Genomic DNA, 25271 nt, shown 5'->3' with positions numbered 1-25271 from the left:
TTGAACAAGAAGACAGGCTTTAGAAAAAAGCTGGCCAGCGTCCTATTAATACTTACGATGCTGTTCTCTTCTATCGGATTATCAAGCGCAAATGCAGCTTCCGATATTAAGGGACATTGGGCCAGTAAAGAAATTACATTATGGGTTCAAAAAGGGTTAATGAAGGGTTATGAAGACGGCAGCTTTAAGCCGAATAAGGGCATTACCCGTGCAGAATTTGCTGCACTAGTTAACCGGACTTTTGATTTTAAGGAAAAATCTGCACGTACATACTCTGATATTAAAAACAGTGCCTGGTATAAGACAGAAGTTCAAAAAGCAGATGCAGCAGGCTATATGACAGGATATGAAGATGGCTCATTCAGGCCGAATCAATCCATCAGCCGCCAGGAAGTGGCTGCAGTGCTATCAAGAATTTATGAGCTTGAACCAAACAGCAAGGAAGCATCCCGCTATAAAGATCGCTTTGCGGCATGGAGCCAAAATCATATCGGCGCGGTGTCAGCTTTAGGCTATATGACAGGCTATCCAGATGGATACTTTCAGTCGGCGAAACCGATTACAAGGGCTGAGGCTGTTGTAACTTTGGACAGAAGCCAAGCTTCCATTCATACATATGGGACAGCTGGAACCTTTGGGCCGGATAAAGGCACCCAAACGCTCAAGGGACATATCATAATTGATAGTAAAGATGTGAAGCTTCAAAACCTGGTGGTTGAAGGGAATCTGACCATTAGCAAAATGGTTGGTGAAGGCGACGCCACTCTTCAAAATGTAACTGTTAAAGGTAAGACCTTCATTAATGGCGGAGGAGAAAATAGCATTCATGTGATTGACTCCCAATTGAACAAGGTTATAATCAGCAAGGCTGGCAGTCCTGTACGTGTTGCTGCCGAGGGGACAACAAGCATCAATGAAGTGCTGATTAGATCAGCTGTTAAGCTGGACGCCGCTAATCAGAAAAATGTGTCAGTAAAATCCATTGTAATTGATGCACCGGCTCATATTGCAATTAATCTTACAGGGGAGTTTGATCAGGTAACCGTCAATTCAAAGGACGCAGTGATCAATGTTCCAGCTGGATCGAAGGTTAAGAACCTGTCAGTTAATGCTGCCTCCAGCTTTACAGGTGAGGGAACCATTGAAAAAGCATTCCTGAATAGCAAGGGTACTGTGTTTGAAAAGCAGCCGGCCGAAGTGGTTGAAAATGGAGTGACGAAGCCGGGCAGCCCAGGTACAAACACGGGGACCAGTCCGGGCGGGACTGTTGTACAGCCAGCTCCTTCACCATCACCTGGCGGGGGGAATAGCGGTGAAATTGTTATCTCATCAATTGCTGATATTCAAAAAACCGTTAATATCGGCGAGAGCTACACCCTTCCTTCCAAGGTGGAAGCTGTCATGTCAGATGGGAAGAAAAAGCAGGTAGACATCATTTGGGATGGAACGGCTTATACTGAAGATGTAGGGACGTACCAATATAATGGAGCGGTAGAAGGATACAGAACTGCTGTCAAGCTGACCCTTAATGTCACACTAACAGGCTATAGTGAAAATGAAGACGGTACAGTGGCATATGTTGAAAATGCTGCTGCTCTGAAGCAGGCACAGTCTGTTATTACCGTTGATGAGGTAGAAGTAAAAGCCAGCCTCCAGCTGCCTGAAGGGTTCCAAAAAGATATTAAAATTCCAGCAGGTACAGAAAATCGTGTCATAGACTTAAATGGTTTAACACTTTCTAAGGTAACTGTGAATGGAAAAAACATGACCCTTAAAAATGGTACTATAGAAGAAATTGTCTATGGAAACGACATTGAAAGTATAACCCTTGAGAATATAAGGGATGAAAGCTATAGCGTGCATAAGATTGAAGGCAAAGTAAGCACCATCAGCCTTAAGGGCTCAACTGATATATCAGGATTACTGAGAATTGAAACCTCCACGAGTACTGTAATCGAAGCAGAGGGTACAGCGAAGGTATCAGGAACAATCAATATAAACACAACAGAACAAGTTACTATTTCAACTCCTGCAGAAACAGTCACCGTTGATACGGCCGGTGCGATTGTAGTAGTTAAAGCGGCAATAGTGAATATGGCAGTTAGGTACAACGCAGCAGTACAAGTTGATGCTGAAGGCAGTATCCAGAACCCGATTAAACGGCCGGGTGTTGTAGTCACAGAAAATAATCAGGTTTCTGCTGCTCAATTTAGAACTGCATCCACACTGGTATTTGCTGAGGATTTGGATTTCATTGACTTAGACCGGTACATTCAAGTTGCGACAATCTTAAAGAATGGAGCAGATATCGGAAATCAGGATAACCAATTTCCACAATCAGCAGTAGATGATCTAGATGCTGCTATTAGTACAGCAGAGCAAGCGAAAAATAACATTGATAAAGAAGCAACAGATAAGAATGCTGAACAGCAAAAGATTGACATGATTTCCGGTGCGCTTAAGAGTGAACTGGAAACCTTTGGCTCCAAGCGAATCTTCGTTGATACTTCCGACTTCCGTTCTTATCTTCGTGCGATGGAACAGCTTTTGGCAAGGTCATCTATTGGGGATACACTAGGACATGTACCTGAAGGAGCGTATCGTACTTTTGAACAAGCAGTAACTGATGCAAAGACTGCACTCAAGATCGGACTTACGACAGAGAGCAGTGCAGCCGAGAAGCGCAAGCTGGAAGAGGCTGAGAATGCCTTCAGAGAAGCGTATTTGGAACTTCCTTTCTTTGATGAAGATTCTTCTACAATAGAAGGCTCTGTGAATTTTGTTCCTCCAGCAGGAGAAGTGTTCACCGACTTTCCTATCTTTAAAATAGAAAATAAAGAAACAGGTTATTATGAGCATACTGGCTGGGCAATCAGAACGGGCGACACCAATGAAGGCTGGTCAACGATGGAGGTCACTGCCTTAAATTCATCCCGCATGGACCTCAATTCAGCAGCAGTGGTATATTATACAGTACCAACTGATAAGCATATCTATACAGGTTCATTCTCGGTTGCCGATTTTAAGTCTGGATCATCAAAAACACTTGTGGCTAAGCAAGAAGTAACAGGGGCATTGGAAATACAAATACCATTTGCAGGCAGCAGCTTCATTACCTCAAACATTGTCATTTCAGATGGGAAGGGATTTGAGGAAGAAAAATGGTACGGATCTATGAACATAGCTGAAACAACAGCCATTCCGCTTGGCTCTTACAAGGTGGAAGTATACGGTTACGATAATCAGCATGAATATATCTTGGAGAAAAAGGACGTAAACATTGCTGCCGGCAGCAACCAGATAGTATATCTGGAAAGCTCCGTGGATACAGTTTCCCTTACTTTTGAGAATTTCACTGGCTGGGATATTAAACCTAGTGCCTACACTGGGGAAGGGTCAAACCTTCGTTACAGCCGGGGAATATATGAGGAAGATAGAGAGCTTCACTCTGCTTTAAAAATATCTAAAACGTTCGGCAACATGTATATTGAATACTATGCCAATCATTCGGAAAGAGACAATGAGCAATGGCGCTACCGTGTGAATGTCCCGCGTTCTGCCGGGGATCAGACAATTGTCACCTCTCCGCATTTTGCGTTTAAACCAAACATTGAAGGACCAATTACAGTCCAAAGCAGTGAGGACAAATTGTGGAATTACCTGGATGTATCGGTTCAGAACGATCTCGGCCAGCGGCTGGAAGATCTCTACTTCAACTATGAAGGAGCCTTCCGTCAATATGGCGGTGAAATTACGGTGAAAAGCGGCGGCCAGCAAAAGTCGAAAAAGATAGAAAATCTTTGGAGATTTGCTGATGTCTCCATCGAAGAGATCTTCCCTGGAGCTACAGGAGAAGTCGAAGTAACCTTCTCGCTTGAAGATACACCTTTTATCATTCCAAATAAATCAATTAGAGTCAAAATAGGAAACTAATAAAAAAGCGAATCTGTCCGCGACAGATTCGCTTTTTTCAGCTTGCGTCCTTAACTAAGAAGTCACCAACATAATCCGCCCACAACTGAATGCCCTTTTCATTAGGCACACTCAAATCCTCACTCAGATAGTCCTTAATTTCCTCAGAAGAACCATCAGGCCATACTGACCAGTGATCGATATAAGTCAGTCCTTTGGAGCCTGCGTATTTCTTAAGCTCGTCCACCTGGATCGGATAGTAAGTCGCGTTATATAAAGGATAAGGTGGCTGGAGAATGAAGGCGGCTTCCGGACTTGTTTTCCGGGTTTCTACTATAATATTAGTCACCGCAGCAAGTGAGTCTTCAATCGTGACCACGCCGTTGTCATTCAATGTAAAGGGTTCCAATAATACTAAGTCTGGCTTTTCTCTCGTGATGTCCTCTATTTTTCCCTGCGACTGAAAAGAAAGGGAGTCGAGGTCATATGTTTTGACAGCTATATTGACAGCGTCACCGTATCCTTGCTTAAGTTTCTTAGTAAGGATGGTGGACCAGGAATTTTCGCCAGATGATAGGATTTCTGAACCGGCAATGGCGATGTTGAAAGGACGGTCCTCTTGCAATGCTTTCTTTAAAGCGGCCTGGCTTTCCTCCGGCCAGTTTTCGGCGAGACTTAATAGTTTGTCTGCTTCAGTTGAATCGTGCGCTTCTTGCTGAAGCGGTATTTTCTTTTCCAGCTGGCTGTCTCCGGCGATGGTCGTCTTTTCGTTCCAATGCAAATTTCCCATCACTAGAACAGCCGCACACGCCAGTGCCATTAAGGCAGTAAATAGGGCCTTCATGAATACCTCCAAAGATAGTTATTTCAAATTAAACATCCATTTTTGCCCAATTTATCAAAAAGTCTTCCACTTTAAGTAAAAATAAGGTTTAATAGAGTTTATGTAACAAAATTAGCTGTTATTATTAAAATTATGACAAGAAATGTAATAAAACACAAGAGTATATGATATAATCACCATGGTTTTCAAAAAATCCAGGGAGGATAAGATGGAAGAGACAATTAGTTTAAAAGAGCTGTTTCAAACGCTCCGAAAAAGACTGAATTTAATAATAGTGATTGCTTTGATAGCAGTCATAGTAAGCGGGGTTATCAGTTACTTCTTTATTACACCCATATATGAAGCATCTACTCAGATTTTGGTGAATCAGTCGAAGAACGAACAATCGATGTATACGCAAAGTGAGGTTCAGACGAATTTACAACTGATCAATACGTATAATGTCATTATGAAGAGCCCGGCAGTTTTAGATCAGGTTGTTCAAGAATTGGATTTAGACATGGATACTGCTGCGTTAAATGACAAGATTGCCGTGCAAAGTGAAAGTAATTCACAGGTCGTGACACTAAGTGTGGAGGATAAGAATCCACAGACAGCAGCTGATATTGCCAACAAAATCGCTGAGGTTTTTAATGCGAAAATTGAAGATATCATGAATGTCGACAATGTAAGTGTACTGGCTAAAGCAACAGTGGCAGAGAACCAATCGCCAATTAAACCGCAGCCTCTCCTGAACATAGCAATAGCATTAGTTGTCGGGCTGATGGCGGGTATAGGCCTTGCCTTCCTTCTTGAGTACCTTGATAACACAGTAAAAACAGAACAGGATATCGAGAAACTGCTGGATCTTCCGGTACTAGGGGTTATTACAAAAATAGGAGATGAGGATGTGCAGGCTTCGCGCGTGGATCGTACATCCAGAGGTAGAGGTGAATCAATTGGCTCTTAAGAGAAATAAAAAAGCGAAAACTTCTGATCATAAAAGAAAGCTGGTCACGATTAATAATTCCAAATCGCCGATTGCCGAGCAGTACCGCACGATTCGGACAAATATTGAATTCTCCTCAGTAGATGGAGAATTGAAGACCATTTTGATCACTTCATCAGGTCCTGGCGAAGGAAAGTCAACTACAGCTTCCAATCTGGCGGTAGTTTTTGCCCAGCAGGGGAAAAGGGTTTTGCTGATAGATGCTGATTTAAGGAAGCCAACGGCTCATTACACATTTAACCTGACAAATACTTTTGGACTGACAAGCGTGCTGACAAAACAAATGGATTTAGCTGAAGCGGCAACGGCAACGAACGAAGAGAATCTATTCATACTTCCAAGCGGGCCAATTCCGCCGAACCCTGCAGAGGTGCTTGGTTCAAAGGCAATGGAGGAGCTTCTCTCAATAGCCGCAGAGAACTACGATTTTGTTCTTTTTGATGCACCACCTATGTTGGCTGTAGCCGATCCGCAGATACTGGCCAATAAGGTTGATGGCACCATTCTTGTAGTTTCCAGCGGGACCACGGAAGTTGAACAGGCAGTGAAGGCGAAGGAACTGCTGCAGAATGCTAAATCAAAACTACTCGGAGCCGTGCTAAACAACAAAAAAGTGGAAAATGCGCACTATTACTATTATTACAGCCACAAATGACAAAAAAAGACATATTTAGCTATTTACGATAAAATAGTACTATAGTATTATTAAAAAGGATTTACAAATCTTACAATTACTAGGAGGTGGAGTTCTTTGATTGATATTCACTGTCATATCTTGCCCGGCATTGATGATGGAGCAAAGACGATGGAAGACAGTCTCTCTATGGCAGAAGCTGCAGTAAAAGAAGGAATCCGTTCAATCATTGCAACTCCCCATCATAAAAATGGTAAATTTGACAATACGAAAGAAGAGATTCAGAGAAAAACAGATGAATTGAATGTTGCTCTTCGTACTGCTCAGATTGACCTGACAATCCTGCCAGGGCAGGAAACCCGTATTTATGGAGAAATCCTTGAAGATATCGACAAAAATGAGATTCTTACGCTAAATAATACAGGTAAATACCTGTTCGTTGAACTTCCATCCAATCATGTGCCGAGGTATACAGACAAGCTGCTTTACGACATCCAGGTTAAAGGCATGACCCCAGTCATCGTCCACCCGGAAAGAAACCAGGAGATCATGGAACGTCCTGACCTGCTTTACCAGCTGGTCAAAAAGGGCGCACTGACCCAAGTCACCGCATCGAGTGTAGCTGGTTATTTCGGAAAAAATATTAAAAACTTTTCCTTACAATTAATAGACGCCAATCTGACCCATTTTGTTTCATCAGACGCCCATAATATTGCAAATAGATCATTTAAGATGCTCGAAGCCTACGACCAGATAGAAAAGAAGTATGGTATTGACATGGTCTATCTCTTTACCGAAAATGCAGAACTGCTCGCTGAGGGCAGCAATGTCTATCGGGAAATTCCGGAACCGGTCAAGAAAAAGAAGTTTTTGGGGATTTTTTAATTTTGTCGTTCTAAATATATATCATTATGGTATTTCATATAGAACACGGTAATGTCTCCTCGCCGTTATCCAAGGGGGCACTCGGCTATTCTGTGGGAAAGAGGCTATTGAGGCCTCTTTCCTTAGACGCTTGTCGTCAATAGAATGGTGTGAGGGTGGGTTGGATGCCCGTTTACATATATAAATATCTAATGGAAGTACATGAACAGTCGTGTCTTTTCATTAGATATTTATTTTCGTATCAGCACTTTACCATATTAAAGAATTAGGAGGATTGAGATGTCCTATCAAAAACGCTTAACGTTTCTCGTAGCGTTAGATTCCCTTATTGTTCTGTCCGCCATTTATATCAGTTATATCACTCTCCATCCCACTTTGCAGGTATTCAAGTATGAAACATTGATGCTGACGTCTTTAACTTTGCTTCTGAGCCATCATATCTTCGCCAGCATCTACAGGCTCTATAACAAGGCCTGGGAATATGCGAGCGTAGGAGAGCTTGTCAGCATTGTAAAGGCGGTCAGTCTTTCCATCATGATGACAGCCGTTGTCCAGCAGCTTGTCATTCAGGACATCTACTTCCGGGCCCTTATGCTCGCTTGGATGCTCCACGTCCTCCTTATAGGGGGCTCGCGCTTCGCATGGCGCGTCTACCGCGACCGGTATATCAAGCCTCAGGTCGAACAGTCCAGGGCATTGATCATTGGCGCAGGAGCAGCAGGGACTATGCTTGCCCGCCAGCTGCTGAAAAATACAGACGCTGGAATCAAGCCGGTTGCTTTTATCGATGATGACCCGAAGAAAAACCGGCTGCAAATACACGGGCTTCCCGTAGTCGGCGGCTCTAAACGCATCAGTAAGACAGTCGAAACTCTACAGATAGATAAAATCATCATAGCTATTCCTTCCATGAGTAAGGAAGAAATGAAGAAAATATTCGAACAGTGTGCAGGAACAGACGCAAAAACGGTCATTATGCCGCTGATCGAGGATGTTATGCTCGGCAATGTTTCAGTCAACCAGTTCCGAGATGTCCAGGTTGAGGATCTTCTCGGCAGGGAGCCTGTTCAGCTTGATACAGAAAGCATTTCGCAAAAGCTGACAGGCAAAACGATTATGGTGACTGGGGCAGGCGGGAGCATCGGCTCTGAGATCTGCCGCCAGGTGATTAAATTTAATCCACAGAAAATTGTTCTCGTCGGCCATGGGGAGAATAGCATCTACCTCATCGACATGGAACTCCGTAATCTCAAAATCGAGAATTTGGAAATCCGGCCGGTTATTGCTGATATCCAGGACCGGGCAAGGATCTTTGAAGTGATGCAGGAGCATCAGCCGGATGTGGTCTACCATGCAGCAGCCCATAAGCATGTGCCGCTCATGGAATACAATCCGAAGGAAGCTGTGAAAAACAATGTCATCGGCACGAAGAATGTGGCCGAGGCTGCTGATACATTTGAGGTCGGCACATTTGTGCTTGTATCCTCCGATAAGGCGGTCAACCCAACCAATGTAATGGGCTCTACCAAACGAATTGCCGAAATGGTCATCCAGGCGCTGGACGAGCAGAGCGAAACGAAATTCGTCGCCGTCCGCTTTGGCAATGTCCTGGGCAGCCGCGGCAGTGTAATTCCACTATTTAAAAAGCAGATCCAGGCAGGCGGCCCGGTCACTGTTACCCACCCGGATATGACCCGCTATTTCATGACGATCCCGGAAGCATCCAGACTGGTCATGCAGGCAGGTGCCCTGGCACGCGGCGGAGAAATCTTCGTCCTCGATATGGGAGAGCCAGTCAAGATCGTCGACCTGGCGAAAAACCTCATCCAACTGTCGGGCTATACAATAGAAGAAATCGGTATAAACTTCTCAGGAATCCGTCCTGGGGAGAAGATGTTCGAAGAGCTACTTAATGAAAAAGAAGTGCACACAAAAGCAGTATTTCCGAAAATACATATTGGGAAAGCTGTGCTCGAGCAGGAGCATGAAGTGCATTATTTGATTGATAGATTTGAGACAATGACGGTACAGGAGATTAGTGAGTTTGTGATTAATGTGGCTAATAGGAGAGAGAATAAGATTTTATCTTTAGCGAAATAGGAGGCTTAAGAATGAAGAAAGTGCGGAAGGCGATTATTCCTGCGGCGGGGCTTGGGACGAGGTTTTTGCCGGCGACTAAGGCGATGCCGAAGGAGATGCTGCCGATTGTGGATAAGCCGACGATACAGTATATCATTGAAGAAGCAGTCGCATCTGGCATTGAGGACATTATCATTGTAACCGGCCGCGGAAAAAGAGCGATTGAGGATCATTTTGATAAATCATACGAGCTTGAAGAAACTCTTGTGAAAAAAGAGAAGTTTGAACTGCTGGAAGAGATACAAGAAATATCAAAGCTGGCGAATATCCATTATATCCGTCAAAAAGAACCGCTTGGGTTGGGACATGCCATCGGATGTGCAAACCGTTTTATTGGAGATGAGCCGTTTGCGGTATTGCTTGGAGATGATATTGTTTATTCTCCAGAGAAGCCTGCGCTTAAGCAGCTGATTGATGTGTATGAGAGATATAATTCTTCGGTTATTGGGGTTCAGCCTGTGGCGGAGGAAGATGTATCGAAGTATGGTGTTATTTCAATTGGTCGTGGGGAGATGGAGCTAGGGGTTTTCGGAATCGATGATCTGGTTGAGAAGCCGAAGAGGGAAGAGGCGCCTTCTAATTATGCGATTATGGGACGGTATATTTTGAGGCCGGAGATTTTTGAAGTACTAGAGAACCTCCCTTCGGGAGCTGGGGGAGAGATCCAGCTGACTGATGCGATTAAGAGGCTGAATGAGCAGCAGATGGTTGTTGGGTGTGAGTTTAAGGGTGAGCGGCATGATGTTGGTGATAAGTTTGGGTTTGTGAGGGCGACTGTGGAGTTTGCTTTGATGCATGGGGATTTGAAGCAGAATGTGTATGAGTACCTTAAGAGTGTTATTGAGAGGGGGAGGGTTGGGGTTTAGTTGGGGCCCCTTCTCTTCTTTTTCTAGTTTATAAGATTAAATAATTTTGGAGAGGTTGTCTTTTTGGGGCGGCCTTGTTGGTTTTTTGTGAGGAGGATAGGATTACTAGAGTTGTTCTTCTAACAACTTGTTGATATTTTTGGCATCTTAGTCTGGCTAAACATTTTTATAATGTTGGAGGAGATTATGATGAACTATATAAAGAAAATATTTTCTTATGTATTGGACAAACGTGGGTTAACGTTAGTTGAGTTGTTGGCCGTTATTGTAATAATTGGGATTCTGGGTTCAATTGCTGTTATTTCCATTTTTGGCTTAGTTGAGAATATGGAGGAAGAGGTATGTGTGGCTAATCGTAGGCAGTTGGATAAAGATTATAGTCGAGAGTTGGTATTAAATGAGGTTGATCATTCGGAGAGTCGATTTGATTCATATGTTTTCAGGTTTGGTGGTTTGTCCTGTTGATGGGCATGTTGAGTATAGTGTGCATGTGAGCGAAGAGGATGATGGTAAAGAAGATGGAGATAGAGTTCCGTTTTTGTAGGATTCTTTTTAGGTGGGGAGTGGATGTTAAGCAGTGTTGTAATAAGACTCAACCAGATTAAATGGTAGTGGGGAGGTGACTATCGTACTTAGATTGAACGCTAGAAACCTTGCGGGATAAGGGTTGGAGGCGTTTTTAGTGAGAAATATAGATCGATTGAATGGCCATATATAATAGGAAGAAACTCGGTTTTAAGAGGTTATGAAGTGAATATCTATTTAGTATTTACTTGGTAGATTGAATAGATATGACGAGGTGGCTATCGGATATAGATAACAATTTTAGTGGATTAGTAGTTGGTTGGAATAATAGATTTGAAGAGTCCAGGTAAGTCCTTATCTACTAAAAAATCTTATGTTATAAAACAAAACTTTTGTAAAGTGGGGAAATTAAAATGATTGATACTGAAGTACGAAATATACCTTTTTCACCACCTGATATAACAGATGTGGAAATAGATGAAGTAATAAAAACACTTAAGTCTGGCTGGATCACTACTGGCCCAAGAACTAAAGAATTAGAAAAAAGAATTGCTAAATACGTTGGCACAAACAAAGCTGTTTGCTTGAATTCAGCAACAGCAGCTATGGAACTTACTCTTCGAATTTTAGGTGTTGGGCCAGGCGATGAAGTTATTACTTCAGCATACACATATACTGCATCAGCCTCAGTTATAGAGCATGTTGGGGCAAAAATAGTTTTGGTTGATACAGCTTTAGATTCTTTTGAAATGGATTATTCTAAATTATCAGATGCAATAACTGATAAAACTAAAGCCATAATTCCGGTTGATATAGCGGGAAAAATGTGCGACTACGATACCATCTTTGAAATAATAGAAAGAAAGAAAGAACTATTTGATCCGAAGAATGAACTACAGAGCTTATTTAATAGAATAATTGTTATGGCGGATGCTGCTCATTCTTTTGGAGCAGAGAGACAAGGTATTAAAAGTGGGCAAGTGGCGGATTTTACTTGTTTTTCTTTCCATGCTGTTAAGAATTTTACAACGGCTGAAGGTGGAGCTGTTGTTTGGCGAAATGATTGTGGTTTAGATGATGTGTGGCTTTATAAGCAGTTCATGCTCTATAGTCTTCATGGGCAATCCAAGGATGCACTTACCAAAAGCCAAAATGGTGCATGGGAATATGATATTGTTTATCCTGCCTATAAATGTAATATGACTGATATTATGGCAAGTATTGGTTTAATACAATTAGACAGATATGAAGGATTGCTAGAAAGGCGTAGAGAGATTATTAAGATGTATGATACAGAACTGTTACCGCTAGGTATCCAGAGTCTTCAACATTACGGTGAAGAGTTTACTTCATCAGGTCACCTTTATTTAATAAGAATCCCAGGTATTGATGAAAAAGTAAGGAATGAAATAATCTTTAAATTAGCGGAGAAGAGCATTTCATCAAACGTTCATTATAAACCATTACCGATGTTTTCAGCTTATAAAAATCTTGGATTCGATATTAAGAACTATCCAAATGCTTATAATGTTTATAAAAATGAAATAACTCTTCCTCTTCATACCTTATTAAGCAATAGAGATGTCGAATATATATGTGAGAGCTTAAAGAAGATATTACATGATGTTCTTGATAAAAAAACTAAGGAGGTGGAATATTAAAGGTGATTTTAAAAAGATGGGAAGAGCTACCAAAAGAAATGAAAAATGATAAAGTGAAGTATTATTATGAAATTTTATATAATAAGAGATTTGCTTTAGTGTCTAAACGTCTATTTGATTTAGTAGTTGCTATTTTGACTTTAATAATTCTCTCTCCGGTTTTTATTATTATAAGTATTGCAATAAAAATAGATTCACCAGGGCCTATTATGTTTAGACAAACTAGAGTTACTAAGTATGGAAAAAAGTTTAAAATATACAAATTCCGTACCATGATTAATAATGCAGATAAGATTGGTTCACAAGTAACAACTAAAAATGATAACAGAGTAACTAAAGTCGGTAGATTTTTAAGGAGATTAAGGCTAGATGAGATTCCACAACTTCTCAATATTATCTCAGGAGATATGAGTTTTGTTGGTACAAGACCGGAAGTAGTTAAATATGTTGAGATGTACAGCAACGAGATGATGGCCACTTTACTTTTACCTGCAGGAGTGACATCTACTGCTAGTATTAACTTTAAAGACGAAGAGCAGCTTATAGCTAATACAAAGGATGTTGATGAAACATATATAAAAGTTGTTTTACCTAAGAAAATGGGATACAACCTGTTAAGTATAAAGGAATTCAGCTTTTTTAATGATATACAGTTAATGATAAAGACTGTATTTGTTATATTATTCAAAAGAGAAAAAGTTGTAGATAGAAAAATGTTAAATAATAATGTAAATGAAACTAAAATTCATAAATGATTAATAATTATAATAGGAGAATTATATGAATGATTTTGATAGTTCAATATCAAACAAAAAAGTTTTAATAGTTTGTACAACAGATTCTATGATTTTTAATTTTCTTATACCTCATATAGAAAAATTACACGATGAGGGATGTATAGTAGAATGTGCTTGTTCCAAAACAGGTTTTTATTTAGAAGAATTACAACAACGATTTAATCTTAAAGTTCATGAGATGCCTTTTTCGCGTTCTCCTTTAAGAATCAATAATTTCGTTAGCTATTTTAAACTAAAAAAGCTTGTCGAATCTGGAAAATATGACATTATTCAATGTCACGAACCTGTTGGAGGAGTGATGGGGAGAGTAGTTGGAAAGTTACACAATATTACAGTACACTATACTGCTCATGGGTTTCACTTTTTCAAAGGTGCTCCTTTGAAGAATTGGTTACTATACTTTCCGGTCGAACGATGGCTCTCAAAATACACAGATTTACTTATTACTATAAATAAGGAAGATTATGATACAGCAATTAAAAAGAATTTTAAAGCAAAGAGAATTGAATTAATAAATGGAGTAGGTATTGATTTAGAAAAATTTACTCCACAAACTTTTGATGCTAAGAAACAACTAAGGTATGAATACGGCTATAAAGAAAATGATTTTATTTTGATTTATGCTGGTGAATTAAGTTTTAGAAAACACCAAGATTTACTCATAAATGTGGTAGGTGTATTAAAAAATAAAATACCTAATATAAAGTTATTACTAGCCGGTGATGGTGAAATGCTAAATAGATATAAAAAACAAGTTGATAGTCTGGGCATTAAACAAAATGTTGAATTTCTGGGTTATCGAAAAGATATATCAAAACTAATGCTGATGTCCGATATTGCGCTTTCTTCTTCAAGGCAAGAAGGACTACCGGTAAATGTTATGGAAGCAATGGCGACAGGTTTACCGTTAGTTGTAACAGAATGTAGAGGTAATAGTGATTTAGTTTCTAATAATGTCAATGGTAATGTAATAAAGATGGATGATTTAGATAGTTTTTGCGCAGCGATCGAGGAATTGTATTCTTCTGAAGAATTACGTGTAAAGTTTGGTAGCAAAAACTTGGAATATATAAAGCAATTTTCTCTTAAAAATGTTCTGAAAGAAATGCAAAAATTATATAAAACTAATGGTTAAATACAAAAGTTATTCCCATATTTTATGTTTAATAATAACTTATTACCTTATTTGAAAATAAACAATTAAATGTTAAGGGTGTGTATAGAATGAATAATTACAATCATTTAATAAACAAAATAGAAGAAAAAACTGCTATTGTTGGAGTAATAGGGCTTGGATATGTTGGCTTACCATTAGCTCTTGAATTTGCTAAAGCAGGGTACACTGTTTATGGCTTTGATGTGAATGAAAAGAAGGTACAAGATTTACTAAATGGAGAGTCTTATATTATTGATGTTCCTAACGAAGAATTAAAAACTGTTGTTGAGAGCAAAAACTTTATTCCAACTACTGATTTTTCTTTGATTTCTAAACTTGACACTGTCAGTATCTGTGTACCTACGCCGTTAACGAAATCACAAGATCCTGATATGTCATATGTAATTTCTGCTGTAAGTACAATTAAGTCTTACATGAGTTCTGGCATTTTAATCACACTAGAAAGTACAACATATCCAGGAACTACAGAAGACTTAATAGAAAAAGAATTACAAATAGAAGGGTATAAGGTTGGGGAAGATTATTTCTTATGTTTCTCACCTGAGCGTGTAGATCCAGGCAATAAAAAATTTAATACTAAAAATACTCCTAAGGTATTAGGCGGGACGACAAATGAGTGTACAGAATTAGGAGTAATACTATATACAAGTATAATAGATAAGATTGTACCTGTGTCTTCGCCAAAGGTTGCTGAGATGAGCAAGTTATTAGAAAATACATTTAGAAGTATAAATATTGCTTTTATTAACGAGATGGCGATGTTATGTGACAAGTTAGGGATTGATATTTGGGAAACCATAGAGGCTGCAAATACTAAACCATTTGGATATATGAAATTTACTCCAGGACCTGGGATTGGTGGACATTGTATACCGCTTGATCCAATGTATTTATCTTGGAAAGCAAAAGAGGCAAATTTTTATAGTAGGTTTATTGAATTAGCACAAGAAGTAAATAAAACAATGCCTAGTTATGTATTAGGGAAAGTTGGGGAAGCATTAAACAATGTAAGCAAGCCAATAAGAGGATCAAAAGTATTAATTTTAGGTATGGCATATAAACCTGATATTGATGATTTAAGAGAGTCCCCGAGTTTAGAAATATATGAACTGTTAAAAAATAGTGGTGCAGAGGTTGATTTCCACGATCCACATGCTATAAGTTTTATTGATAAAAATGAATCGATTGTCCATTCTAAATTACTAGATTATGAGATGTTAAATGATTATGACTGTATATTATTATTAACCAATCATACAGCTTTTGATTATAAAGAAATTGAAAAATATTCTCAGATAATTGTTGATACTCGAGATGCTTTTAGAGAGATTAAAAGTGAAAAAGTGTTTAAAATTGGAAGTGTTAATAAAAATTATAATTTAAAACTTCCTGTAGGAAACTAATTAAAAATGATTGGGGGGAGATATATTCTCTTCCCTGTTTATTTTTTTGAGGATGAAAAAGCTTATTCTCATAACGTCACAAAATAAAAATTCCCCCACCTTATTGGAGGTAACTAATAATGGAGAAAATATTTTTTTACTCTAACATAAGAGTTTATGATCAGACTATTGGAATCACAAAAAAAGTTATGACCCAAATAAACGCATTTAAAGAGATGGGGTATGAGGTATATTATTCTGGATATTTACAAGATGGTGTGGGGATTTTTGATATTAACGGAAGTATCATAAAGAAAAAAAAATACCCTACAAAAAGTAGTCGTTTAAACCGCTATTTAAGAAGATGGAGCCTTTTAGATATTGTAACAGAATTTATAAAGGAAACACATATTCAATTTAATTATGGGTATTTAAGATTTCATTTTTTTGACCATTCATATTTACGTTTATTAAAAGCTTTAAAATCAAAAGGATTAGCAACGATTGTTGAAGCTCATGCCTATCCCTACAAGACAGGTAAGTTTAGTCTCAACCCTATACTAATATTAGATAGTATTTATACTCCATACGTTAAAAACTATATAGATTTAGTTGCTGGTATATGTGATACCGATAATATTTGGGGCGTTAAAACAGTAAATATTGATAATGCTATTGACCTAAATAAAATATCCATTCAGAACAAGAAAGAATTTAAACAAAAATCAATTAGAATTATAAGTGTTGCAAATGAAACTAGGTTTCATAGTTACGATAAGGCTATCAAAGGACTGCATGAATATTATAAAAATGGTGGAGATTGGAATATCACATTAAATTTAGTTGGTGAATATTTAGATGAAACCAAAAGACTTATTAAAAAGTATGGTTTGGAAGATAAAGTAACATTTTATGGGAAGTTATATGGTGAAGATTTAGATAAAGTTTATGATATTAGCGACTTAGGGTTAGGAGCATTTAGCTATCGTAAAAATGAAACTACTGGGTCTTGCTTAAAAACTAAAGAATATTTTGCAAAAGGAATACCCTTTATTAATGGATGGAGAGAACCTGCGTTCGATGATACTTATCCTTATGTCAAAAGATTTGAAACAAGTCTGGATATTATCGACTTTAAAGAGGTTGTTAATTTTTATGAAGGCATAAAAGAAGAAAATATTTCTCAAAAAATGAGGGTATTTGCAGAGGAACACTATTCCTGGATAAGCCAATTTCAAAAAGTTTTTGAGAAAATTAAAGCTTAAAAGCTGCTGAAATGTAAAATTTATGTATAGCAGGAGGATGTTAATGAATATTGTTTTTTCAATCTTACATTATCAGGCTTTAGAGATGACAGAAAAGTGTGTTGAAAGCATTCTTAAAATAAAAAAAGAGCAGAAAATCAGCATTGTTATTGTAGATAATGCTTCACCCAACAATACTGGTGATCAACTAGAAAAAATTTACTCGAATAAAAAAGATATTTATGTAATTAGAAACACAAGTAATGAAGGTTTTGCTAGAGGTAATAATATTGGTTATCGTTTTGCTAAGGAACAACTTCATGCGGATGTAATTGCTGTTATGAATAATGATGTAATTATTGAACAAGATGAGTTTATTAAAACATTAAAAGGAATAATAGATAGTAGTAACGATACACATATAATTGCACCAGATGTACTAAATTTCCAGGGATTTCATCAAAACCCAATGAGAAAAAATGCTTTAGATACAAAGAGTATAACTATAAACTTGATATACAATTTACTAATGATTATGTTACTTAGAATACCTTTTCTTAATCAAAGATTAGTTTCTTATCTAGAGAATAGACGAAATTTAATGGAGAATCATGATTCTACTTGGAAATTAACACAAAGTAAGATTGTTCCTCATGGTGCAATAATTATATATACTCGAAACTATATTGCTAAAGAGGATTTTTCATTTTTACCAATAACTTTTATGTTTGCGGAAGAGGATATATTATATGAATATGCCACCAAAATGAATTATGGTATTAAATATGAGCCGAGTTTACATGTGCTACACTTGGAGGATGTTTCAATAAGAGAAATAACTAAAAGTGAACTAAATAGACGGAAATTTTTAAGTAAACACAAAGTTAAGTCCTTATTTATGTTGTTGAAACTCCGCTTTCAGCTCTAATATAAAGCTCCGATTTTACTTGTATTATAAATAGATTTAGTTATTTGCTCAAATTATCATAAGCAAACGGTTCTAAGTGTTGCATCATAGTTGTTTAATTTAATGAATGAAATTAATGTTAGTAATAAACAAAACTGTTACCCTAAATACACGATAGAAAATTTAGGGGTTGAGGTAGGGGAATACTTAATGATTAGTGTAATATTGCCAACATATAATAGGGAAAATACCATATATGATGCAGTCATGAGTGTGTTAAGTCAAACTTATACTGATTTGGAATTAATTATAGTAGATGATTCATCTACAGATAGAACTGAAGAAATTGTTAAGGATATATCAGATGAAAGAGTCAAGTATTTTAAAAATGAGACAAATATCGGTGCTTGTGCATCTCGTAATAAAGGTGTTCATTTGTCCCAAGGACACTATATAGCTTTTCAAGATAGTGATGATATATGGTTTGAAAATAAGTTAATGGAGCAAATTAATTACTTAAAAGAGAATAATGCCGACCTTGTATATTGTGCTATGAATCGATACGACATCAATGGAAAAGATAAGGAAAAATACCCAAAGAGAATATTAGATAGTTCACAGGATGTTTCATTACAGTTCTTAAAAGAAAACATGGCAGGGACTGTATGTGTACTTTGCAAAAAAGAATGCATTAAAAATAATCTATTTGATGAAGAGATGCCCAGATTACAAGATTGGGAGTTTATGGTTAGAGTTTCAAAGAAATATAAGGTTCTATATCAGGATAAAGTTCTTGTGGACTCTTTTGTACAAAAGGATAGTATTTCAAATAATCCTGAAAAGGGTTTAAAAGCTTTTGAGCTACTATATAATAAGAATAAAGATATTATTGATAGCAATAAAGAAATTAAGGCATATTATAAAAAAAGAATTGCAGACTTTAAGATAGAATTAGGTTTAGATGCAACTGATGAATATTTAGAATCATTAAGAAATTTGACCACAATTAAAGTTCTCATAAAATTTTTTTTATATAAGTTTAAATTACTAAATATCTCAATAATATTTATTAATAAATTGAAATATAAATTTGAAAAGATCCGTTCTTAATATAATTCTTATACGATTGGTAAAGAGGTTATTGGATTGAATAGAACAAAATTAGTAGCAGTTAACTCATTTGTTTCTGCAATAAGCATGATTATTAACTTTATTCTTGGAATAATACAGTTTAGTTTATTTATAAAGGTTTATGGAAATGAAATAAATGGTTTAATACAGACTGCTTCACAAACTCTATCTTATCTTTCATTAATTGAAAGTGGTTTAGCTGCAGCTTACCTTTATGCTTTTTATAAACCTATGGCTAGAGGGGATTTATCAGAAGTTTCATCATTATATACAGGGTTTAAATTAAGTATGAAGAGTGTAGTCTTCAAGATGCTAATTGTAGCTTTTTTCATTTCGTTATTTTATCCACTTATAATAAATGATAAAAGTCTTGGGTACCTAAATATGGTAATAATATTTTTGCTTTTGAGTATAAAATTTGTTCTTCCGTATTTTTTAATTTTAGTACCTAAGCAACTTATCATATTAAAAGAGCAAAAGTATAAAGTGGAATTAATTGAGGGAGTAAGAATAGCATTAGTCTTTATTATAGAAATAATGTTATTAACTTATTTCGATATATCGATTTACCTTTTATTAACAGTAAGTATAATTGTTACATTACTTTCAAGCTTTTCCTTTAATGTCGTTGTGAAATCATTATATGGAGAAACACTAAAGAGTAATGAAAAACCAAATAAAACCCCCAATCAAATGTCGAAGGATCTATTGGTTCACAATATATCAGGGATGGCAATGGGAAGTTCTACAGGTATCATATTATCCATCTCAAGCTCATTAACTAATGTTCTGATTTTCAGTGCGTATAACAAGATACTGACACAGGTAGTACAATTTATGCAAAAAATAATTGAGGGTGCTACAGCAACTATAGGATTAAAAATATCTAATGACGATAAATCAGTATATAATTTATTTAGGGAAATACTGACTGCAATTATGTTTAGCTCTACTTTGATAACAATTGTTTTTATTACAACGATAAACCATTTTGTAGAGTTATGGATTGGTAAAGAGTATTTACTAGATTCCATAGATGTATTTATGCTTGGAATAATAATGTTTGCCAACATATTTATTCAGGTTCTCTATATAGCTCGAAATGCAAAAGGCTTGTATAAACAGAGTAGAAATTTTACTGCATTTCAGGCTATATTAAATATAATTTTAACTTTTGCACTGGTTCCTATTTATGGTATAACGGGTGCGTTAATTGCAATAATTATTTCAAGATTCATTGTAGGTATACCAATGAATTATAAGTTAATATATAAAGAGGTTTTTTATTCTAAAAATGTACAATGGTTTGAATTAATAATTAATGTATTTATTATTATTATTTTGTCATTATTAAATAGACTAGTTATAAATAATTACCTTCAAATTAATAATGTGAATTTATGGGTTGAGTTTGCTATTCAAACTACAACAGTTACTTTATTTTCTACAACAATCTTAACTATATACTATTGGAAAGTGAGTGAACAGTTTCAACATTTCATAAAAAGACTTATGGCTTTATTTAAAAATATACGTCAATAACGGAGGAAGGTCATGAAATACAATCGTTTGAATATTAGTAACGGTTTGATAGTATTTCTCATGATTCCATTTTTTGAACCTGCTTTTTTTGGAGCTATTCCAATAATTAATAGTATTTATTATTTTTGGTCACTAGCTTCGATGTTTTTGATTTTTTTTATCTACATTTTTTATTCAAAAAAAAGTGGCTTTATGAGTATTCTAATTTTATTTCAACTAATATATTTTTTATCATCAATTGTAAATCATTCTTTATATTCATATTTTGTAGTAAGTACACTACATCTGATTGCATTATGTATGATGGTGTATATTTCCATTGTCCATAATAAAGCTATTTTTATTTTGAAAACAATATTCTGGATTTTAGCACCACAAGTATTGATTCATATAATTACACGTATCATTAGCCCTAACGGTTTACTTTTAAATAACAGAGGAATACCGGTATATTTTCTTGAGGCAGATAATTCGGTATCTAAGACAATATTATTATTTATAGTAGTTGGCATTTTATATTTGGTAATGACAAAGAAGAAATCCATACTCTATACTACTTTCATTTATATTGGTGTATTTACAATAATTTACTCTTGGTCTGCTACTGGATTAGGAGGATTAATAATTTTAGGGATATCTTTATTTTTTCTTTACCTTAGAAATATGTATAAGGTAATTGGTATCAAACAATTAATACTTAGTTGGTTAGTCATATATTACTTAATTGTTATTAAGCGTGCACAGGAAATATTCTCTTTTTTTATTGTTGATATATTACACAAAGACCTAACATTTCATGGACGAACATTAATATGGGATGTCGCATTCAAAGCAATTCAAGATAGTTTGGGAAATTGGAAAACATTATTATTTGGTTATGGTGTGAGAAGAATCCCTATAATCTATGAGATAACAGGATATAGACTTCATTCACATAATGAGATTTTAGAAATTATACTTAAAGCAGGATTTGTTGGTTTAGTTGTATTTCTAGTCTTATTATTTATTATTACTCATAAAATATCTAAATTTAAAAATAGTAAAATTACGGTGGTAATTTCTTGCGCAATATTCTCTTTTTTAATAATGGCAATTACAGATTTGAATTTTTATCCGGAATTTTTTGTTATTCTTACTTTCGCCAGTACAATTAATCTATTAATAGAACAATCTATTTATAGAACTGTGAGTGGGAAATAAATATAAATTTGCTTTAGTACAGAGTCAATAATTGCTAAAAACTTGATTTTTGTTATTTTTGGAGGTGCTATATGAAAGGAATAATACTAGCCGGTGGTAGTGGTACTAGATTATATCCGTTAACAATGGTAACAAGCAAACAATTATTACCAATATATGATAAGCCAATGATTTATTACCCGCTATCTACTTTAATGCTTGCAGGTATACGTGAAATTTTAATTATTTCTACCCCAGAAGATACGCCGCGTTTTGAGTCGCTACTTGGAGATGGTTCTCAATTTGGAATAAATCTTCAATATGAAATTCAGCCAAACCCAGATGGCTTAGCTCAAGCTTTTTTAATCGGAGAAGAATTTATTGGAGAAGATTCTGTTGCCATGATATTAGGAGATAATATTTACTATGGAAGCGGCATAAGGAAAATCCTTCAACGCGCTGCAAATAAAAATTCTGGAGCAACTGTGTTTGGCTATCACGTTCAAGATCCAGAACGCTTTGGAGTTGTAGAATTTGATGTTGAAGGTAAAGTAATTAGTGTAGAAGAAAAACCTAAAGTGCCAAAATCTAATTATGCAATAACTGGCCTTTATTTTTATGATAATCGTGTTGTGGAGATTGCAAAAGAAGTTAAACCTTCTGAACGTGGTGAATTAGAAATTACATCAGTAAATGAAGCCTATTTAAATACCGGAGAACTTGAAGTTGAACTATTAGGTCGTGGTTATACATGGTTGGATACTGGTACTCATCAAAGTTTAGTTTCAGCTACTAATTTTGTGAAGACTGTAGAAGAACATCAAGGAATTAAAATTGCTGCTCCTGAAGAAATAGCTTATATTAATGGATGGATTGATAAAGAACAGTTATTAAAGTCGGGCAAATTATTTTCTAAAACATTATATGGTCAATATTTATTGAAAGTTGCAAACGGAGAAATAAAGTATTAACGGTAGGGGGAAATTATGAAGGTTATTAAAACTGATTTGGAAGGCGTAAAAGTCATTGAACCAACTGTTTTCGGTGATTATAGAGGTTGGTTTATGGAAACTTATAATAAAGCAAAGTTTTTGGAAATTGGATTAGATTTAAATTTTGTTCAAGATAACCATTCTTTTTCTGCTGCTAAAGGTACATTAAGAGGATTGCATTATCAACTAAATCCTAAAGCACAGACAAAGTTAATACGTTGCACAAAGGGGGCTATTTTTGATGTAGCTGTTGATATCAGAAAAAATAGCCCTTCTTTCAGTAAATGGTTTGGAATTGAATTATCAGATGAAAACAAAAAACAATTATTAGTTCCAAAAGGCTTCGCACATGCTTTTATAACTTTAACAGATAATGTTGAGGTACAGTATAAGGTAGATGAGCTTTACTCACCAGAAAATGATCGCGGTATTATTTGGAATGATCCTGAAATTGGTATTGAGTGGCCAATTGACATAACTCCTATTCTTTCAGAAAAAGATCAAAAAGCCCCTCTATTAAAATATGCTAAAAATAATTTTAATTATGGCAGTGGTGTATTATGAAGGTTTTAGTAACTGGTTACACTGGTCAACTTGGTTATGATGTTGTACGTGAAGGTATAAAGCGTGGAATAAGTATGACGGGGATTGGTAGAGAAGATGTTGACATTACTAATGAATCAGAAGTTTATCAATATATACAAAGAACAAATCCAGATGTAATCATCCATTGTGCTGCATATACAGCAGTTGATAAAGCAGAAGATGATAAAGATACCTGCTGGAATGTAAATGTATTAGGTACGAAATATATTACTACAGCAGCTAAGAAAGTAAATGCAAAGTTTATGTATATCAGTAGTGATTATGTTTTTGATGGGAAAGGTGACGAACCCTTTATGGAAGTTGATAAACCTGATCCAATAGGCTATTATGGCTTAACGAAATATGAGGGAGAAAAGATTGTCAGAGATTTAATTGAAGATTATTTTATCATTCGTATTTCATGGGTATTCGGAATCAATGGACATAATTTTATAAGTACCATGCTTCGATTATCAGAAAATCGTCAAGAATTAAGTGTTGTCGGAGATCAATATGGTTCACCGACATATACATTTGATTTAGCACGTTTATTAATTGATATGATTCAAACGGAGAAGTACGGTATCTATCATGCATCCAACGAGGGCTTTTGTACATGGGCCGAGTTTGCCTCTGAAATCTTTCAGCAAGAAAACAAAGATATTATAGTAAACTCAATTTCAACAGAAGAATATCCAACACGTGCTGTTAGACCTAAAAACTCACGTATGTCAAAGCAAAAGCTAATTGACAATGGATTTGAACCATTACCAAAATGGCAGGATGCTTTAAAACATTATTTAAATGAATTAGCACAAGAGGTGGAATAAGTGGTACGAAAAAAAGTTCTTGTTACAGGTGGTGCCGGGTTTATTGGCGGTAACTTTGTTCAATATATGGTGGACAAGTATCCTCAATATGACATTTGTAATTTAGATTTATTAACCTATGCTGGAGATTTAACAAAGCACAAACATATTGAAACAAAAGACAATTATCACTTTGTTAAAGTGGATATAGCTGACCGTGAAAAAATAATGGAACTTTTTGAAAAAGAAAAATTTGACTACGTTGCTCATTTTGCTGCAGAAAGCCATGTTGACCGTTCCATTACAAATCCTGGGGTGTTTGTGCAAACGAATGTAGTCGGCACACAAATATTATTAGATGCATCAAGAGCCATTGATGTTACTAAGTTTGTTCATGTTTCAACAGATGAAGTATATGGTGATCTAGATTTTGATCCAACTACATTCTTCACAGAAGAGACATCATTACAACCCAATAGCCCTTATAGTGCAAGCAAGGCGTCATCTGATTTATTAGTTAGATCTTATCATGAAACGTATGGATTACCTGTAAACATCACTCGTTGCTCTAATAATTATGGTCCATATCACTTTCCAGAAAAATTAATTCCATTAACCATTTCGCGTGTCTTAAACGATCAAAAGGTTCCGGTTTATGGTGATGGGAAAAACATTCGTGATTGGTTACACGTAATTGATCACTGTGCGGCCATTGATTTAGTACTACATGAAGGGGTTAATGGTGAGGTTTATAACGTAGGTGGCCATAATGAACGAACCAACCTAGAAGTAGTTAAAATGATAATAAAAACTTTAGGTAAATCAGAAGATTTAATTGAATTTGTTAAAGATCGTCTAGGTCATGATAAACGTTATGCAATAGATCCTACTAAACTTGAAAATCTAGGTTGGAAGCCTAGTTACACATTTGAGACAGGAATTTCCCAAACAATTCACTGGTATCTTGATAATAAAGAGTGGTGGGAGAAAATTATTAGTGGGGAATACCAGAACTATTTTGTGAAACAATACACTCTCTAACATTTTCTGATTAAAATTCTAACGAAAGGAG

21 protein-coding genes are annotated in these 25271 nt (G+C 36.0%); 20 read left to right on the top strand and 1 reads right to left on the bottom strand.

Annotated features, from left to right (window positions below; translation table 11 throughout):
* Complete coding sequence (locus LCM00_RS19090; protein WP_224905064.1) at positions 1–3933, top strand: S-layer homology domain-containing protein; 3933 nt, start codon at positions 1–3, stop codon at positions 3931–3933.
* Between the two features lie 37 nt (positions 3934–3970).
* On the opposite strand, the gene LCM00_RS19085 is transcribed toward LCM00_RS19090, so the two are convergent.
* Positions 3971–4756, bottom strand: coding sequence for an SGNH/GDSL hydrolase family protein (locus tag LCM00_RS19085; protein WP_224905062.1), 786 nt, complete (start codon positions 4754–4756; stop codon positions 3971–3973).
* A 208-nt stretch (positions 4757–4964) separates the two neighbouring features.
* Between LCM00_RS19085 and LCM00_RS19080 the strand changes: the two genes are divergently transcribed.
* From LCM00_RS19080 to rfbB, 19 genes are all read left to right on the top strand, one after another.
* Positions 4965–5705 (top strand): YveK family protein, encoded by a 741-nt coding sequence (locus LCM00_RS19080; protein ID WP_224905060.1) that lies wholly within the window; start codon positions 4965–4967, stop codon positions 5703–5705.
* A complete protein-coding gene (locus LCM00_RS19075; protein WP_224905058.1) occupies positions 5695–6399 on the top strand; it encodes a CpsD/CapB family tyrosine-protein kinase in 705 nt (234 codons plus the stop codon). The genes LCM00_RS19080 and LCM00_RS19075 overlap by 11 nt, the downstream gene beginning before the upstream one ends.
* A gap of 96 nt (positions 6400–6495) precedes the next feature.
* Positions 6496–7263, top strand: a complete 768-nt coding sequence (locus LCM00_RS19070; protein WP_224905056.1) for a tyrosine-protein phosphatase — start codon at positions 6496–6498, stop codon at positions 7261–7263.
* Between the two features lie 279 nt (positions 7264–7542).
* A complete protein-coding gene (locus LCM00_RS19065) occupies positions 7543–9363 on the top strand; it encodes a polysaccharide biosynthesis protein (protein ID WP_224905054.1) in 1821 nt (606 codons plus the stop codon).
* Positions 9364–9374: 11 nt separating this feature from the next.
* Positions 9375–10268: a UTP--glucose-1-phosphate uridylyltransferase GalU gene (gene galU, locus LCM00_RS19060; RefSeq protein WP_224905052.1), complete on the top strand. Its 894-nt coding sequence runs from the start codon at positions 9375–9377 to the stop codon at positions 10266–10268.
* Between the two features lie 189 nt (positions 10269–10457).
* Positions 10458–10733 carry a type II secretion system protein gene (locus tag LCM00_RS19055; RefSeq protein ID WP_224905050.1) on the top strand — a complete coding sequence of 92 codons (276 nt, stop codon included), beginning with the start codon at positions 10458–10460 and terminating at the stop codon, positions 10731–10733.
* Positions 10734–11206: 473 nt separating this feature from the next.
* Positions 11207–12454 carry a DegT/DnrJ/EryC1/StrS family aminotransferase gene (locus tag LCM00_RS19050; protein WP_224905048.1) on the top strand — a complete coding sequence of 416 codons (1248 nt, stop codon included), beginning with the start codon at positions 11207–11209 and terminating at the stop codon, positions 12452–12454.
* Positions 12455–12456: 2 nt separating this feature from the next.
* Complete coding sequence (locus LCM00_RS19045; RefSeq protein ID WP_224905047.1) at positions 12457–13209, top strand: sugar transferase; 753 nt, start codon at positions 12457–12459, stop codon at positions 13207–13209.
* A gap of 25 nt (positions 13210–13234) precedes the next feature.
* Entirely contained in the window at positions 13235–14386 is a 1152-nt protein-coding gene (locus LCM00_RS19040) for a glycosyltransferase family 4 protein (RefSeq protein WP_224905045.1), read from the top strand.
* An 89-nt stretch (positions 14387–14475) separates the two neighbouring features.
* The gene (locus LCM00_RS19035) at positions 14476–15831 is read left to right on the top strand and encodes a nucleotide sugar dehydrogenase (RefSeq protein WP_224905042.1); all 1356 of its coding nucleotides are present in this window, start codon (positions 14476–14478) and stop codon (positions 15829–15831) included.
* 119 nt (positions 15832–15950) lie between these two features.
* Positions 15951–17075, top strand: a complete 1125-nt coding sequence (locus LCM00_RS19030; protein WP_224905040.1) for a glycosyltransferase — start codon at positions 15951–15953, stop codon at positions 17073–17075.
* Between the two features lie 43 nt (positions 17076–17118).
* Positions 17119–17982 carry a glycosyltransferase family 2 protein gene (locus LCM00_RS19025; RefSeq protein WP_224905038.1) on the top strand — a complete coding sequence of 288 codons (864 nt, stop codon included), beginning with the start codon at positions 17119–17121 and terminating at the stop codon, positions 17980–17982.
* A 102-nt stretch (positions 17983–18084) separates the two neighbouring features.
* The gene (locus LCM00_RS19020; protein WP_224905036.1) at positions 18085–19071 is read left to right on the top strand and encodes a glycosyltransferase family 2 protein; all 987 of its coding nucleotides are present in this window, start codon (positions 18085–18087) and stop codon (positions 19069–19071) included.
* Positions 19072–19107: 36 nt separating this feature from the next.
* Positions 19108–20634, top strand: coding sequence for a lipopolysaccharide biosynthesis protein (locus tag LCM00_RS19015; protein ID WP_224905034.1), 1527 nt, complete (start codon positions 19108–19110; stop codon positions 20632–20634).
* Between the two features lie 12 nt (positions 20635–20646).
* Complete coding sequence (locus LCM00_RS19010; RefSeq protein WP_224905032.1) at positions 20647–21834, top strand: O-antigen ligase family protein; 1188 nt, start codon at positions 20647–20649, stop codon at positions 21832–21834.
* Positions 21835–21905: 71 nt separating this feature from the next.
* Entirely contained in the window at positions 21906–22784 is an 879-nt protein-coding gene (gene rfbA / locus LCM00_RS19005) for a glucose-1-phosphate thymidylyltransferase RfbA (RefSeq protein ID WP_224905030.1), read from the top strand.
* Between the two features lie 15 nt (positions 22785–22799).
* Complete coding sequence (rfbC, locus tag LCM00_RS19000) at positions 22800–23369, top strand: dTDP-4-dehydrorhamnose 3,5-epimerase (protein WP_224905028.1); 570 nt, start codon at positions 22800–22802, stop codon at positions 23367–23369.
* Entirely contained in the window at positions 23366–24220 is an 855-nt protein-coding gene (rfbD, locus tag LCM00_RS18995) for a dTDP-4-dehydrorhamnose reductase (protein WP_224905026.1), read from the top strand. The genes rfbC and rfbD overlap by 4 nt, the downstream gene beginning before the upstream one ends.
* A complete protein-coding gene (gene rfbB / locus LCM00_RS18990; protein WP_224905024.1) occupies positions 24221–25240 on the top strand; it encodes a dTDP-glucose 4,6-dehydratase in 1020 nt (339 codons plus the stop codon).
* Positions 25241–25271: the final 31 nt, after the last annotated feature.

It is taken from the genome of Bacillus infantis (genome assembly GCF_020171945.1).
Classification (GTDB): Bacteria; Bacillota; Bacilli; order Bacillales; family Cytobacillaceae; genus Bacillus_AB; species Bacillus_AB infantis_A.
Note: the sequence above shows the minus strand (reverse complement) of the source record. Positions and strands in the feature narration are given on the sequence as shown.

Coding starts and splice junctions, on each gene's coding strand:
- LCM00_RS19085 (WP_224905062.1), bottom strand. CDS start 4,756: ATGAAGGCCCTATTTACTGCCTTAATGGCACTGGCGTGTGCGGCTGTT.
- LCM00_RS19080 (WP_224905060.1), top strand. CDS start 4,965: ATGGAAGAGACAATTAGTTTAAAAGAGCTGTTTCAAACGCTCCGAAAA.
- LCM00_RS19065 (WP_224905054.1), top strand. CDS start 7,543: ATGTCCTATCAAAAACGCTTAACGTTTCTCGTAGCGTTAGATTCCCTT.
- galU (WP_224905052.1), top strand. CDS start 9,375: ATGAAGAAAGTGCGGAAGGCGATTATTCCTGCGGCGGGGCTTGGGACG.
- LCM00_RS19055 (WP_224905050.1), top strand. CDS start 10,458: ATGAACTATATAAAGAAAATATTTTCTTATGTATTGGACAAACGTGGG.
- LCM00_RS19050 (WP_224905048.1), top strand. CDS start 11,207: ATGATTGATACTGAAGTACGAAATATACCTTTTTCACCACCTGATATA.
- LCM00_RS19040 (WP_224905045.1), top strand. CDS start 13,235: ATGAATGATTTTGATAGTTCAATATCAAACAAAAAAGTTTTAATAGTT.
- LCM00_RS19035 (WP_224905042.1), top strand. CDS start 14,476: ATGAATAATTACAATCATTTAATAAACAAAATAGAAGAAAAAACTGCT.
- LCM00_RS19030 (WP_224905040.1), top strand. CDS start 15,951: ATGGAGAAAATATTTTTTTACTCTAACATAAGAGTTTATGATCAGACT.
- LCM00_RS19025 (WP_224905038.1), top strand. CDS start 17,119: ATGAATATTGTTTTTTCAATCTTACATTATCAGGCTTTAGAGATGACA.
- LCM00_RS19020 (WP_224905036.1), top strand. CDS start 18,085: ATGAATGAAATTAATGTTAGTAATAAACAAAACTGTTACCCTAAATAC.
- LCM00_RS19010 (WP_224905032.1), top strand. CDS start 20,647: ATGAAATACAATCGTTTGAATATTAGTAACGGTTTGATAGTATTTCTC.
- rfbA (WP_224905030.1), top strand. CDS start 21,906: ATGAAAGGAATAATACTAGCCGGTGGTAGTGGTACTAGATTATATCCG.
- rfbC (WP_224905028.1), top strand. CDS start 22,800: ATGAAGGTTATTAAAACTGATTTGGAAGGCGTAAAAGTCATTGAACCA.
- rfbD (WP_224905026.1), top strand. CDS start 23,366: ATGAAGGTTTTAGTAACTGGTTACACTGGTCAACTTGGTTATGATGTT.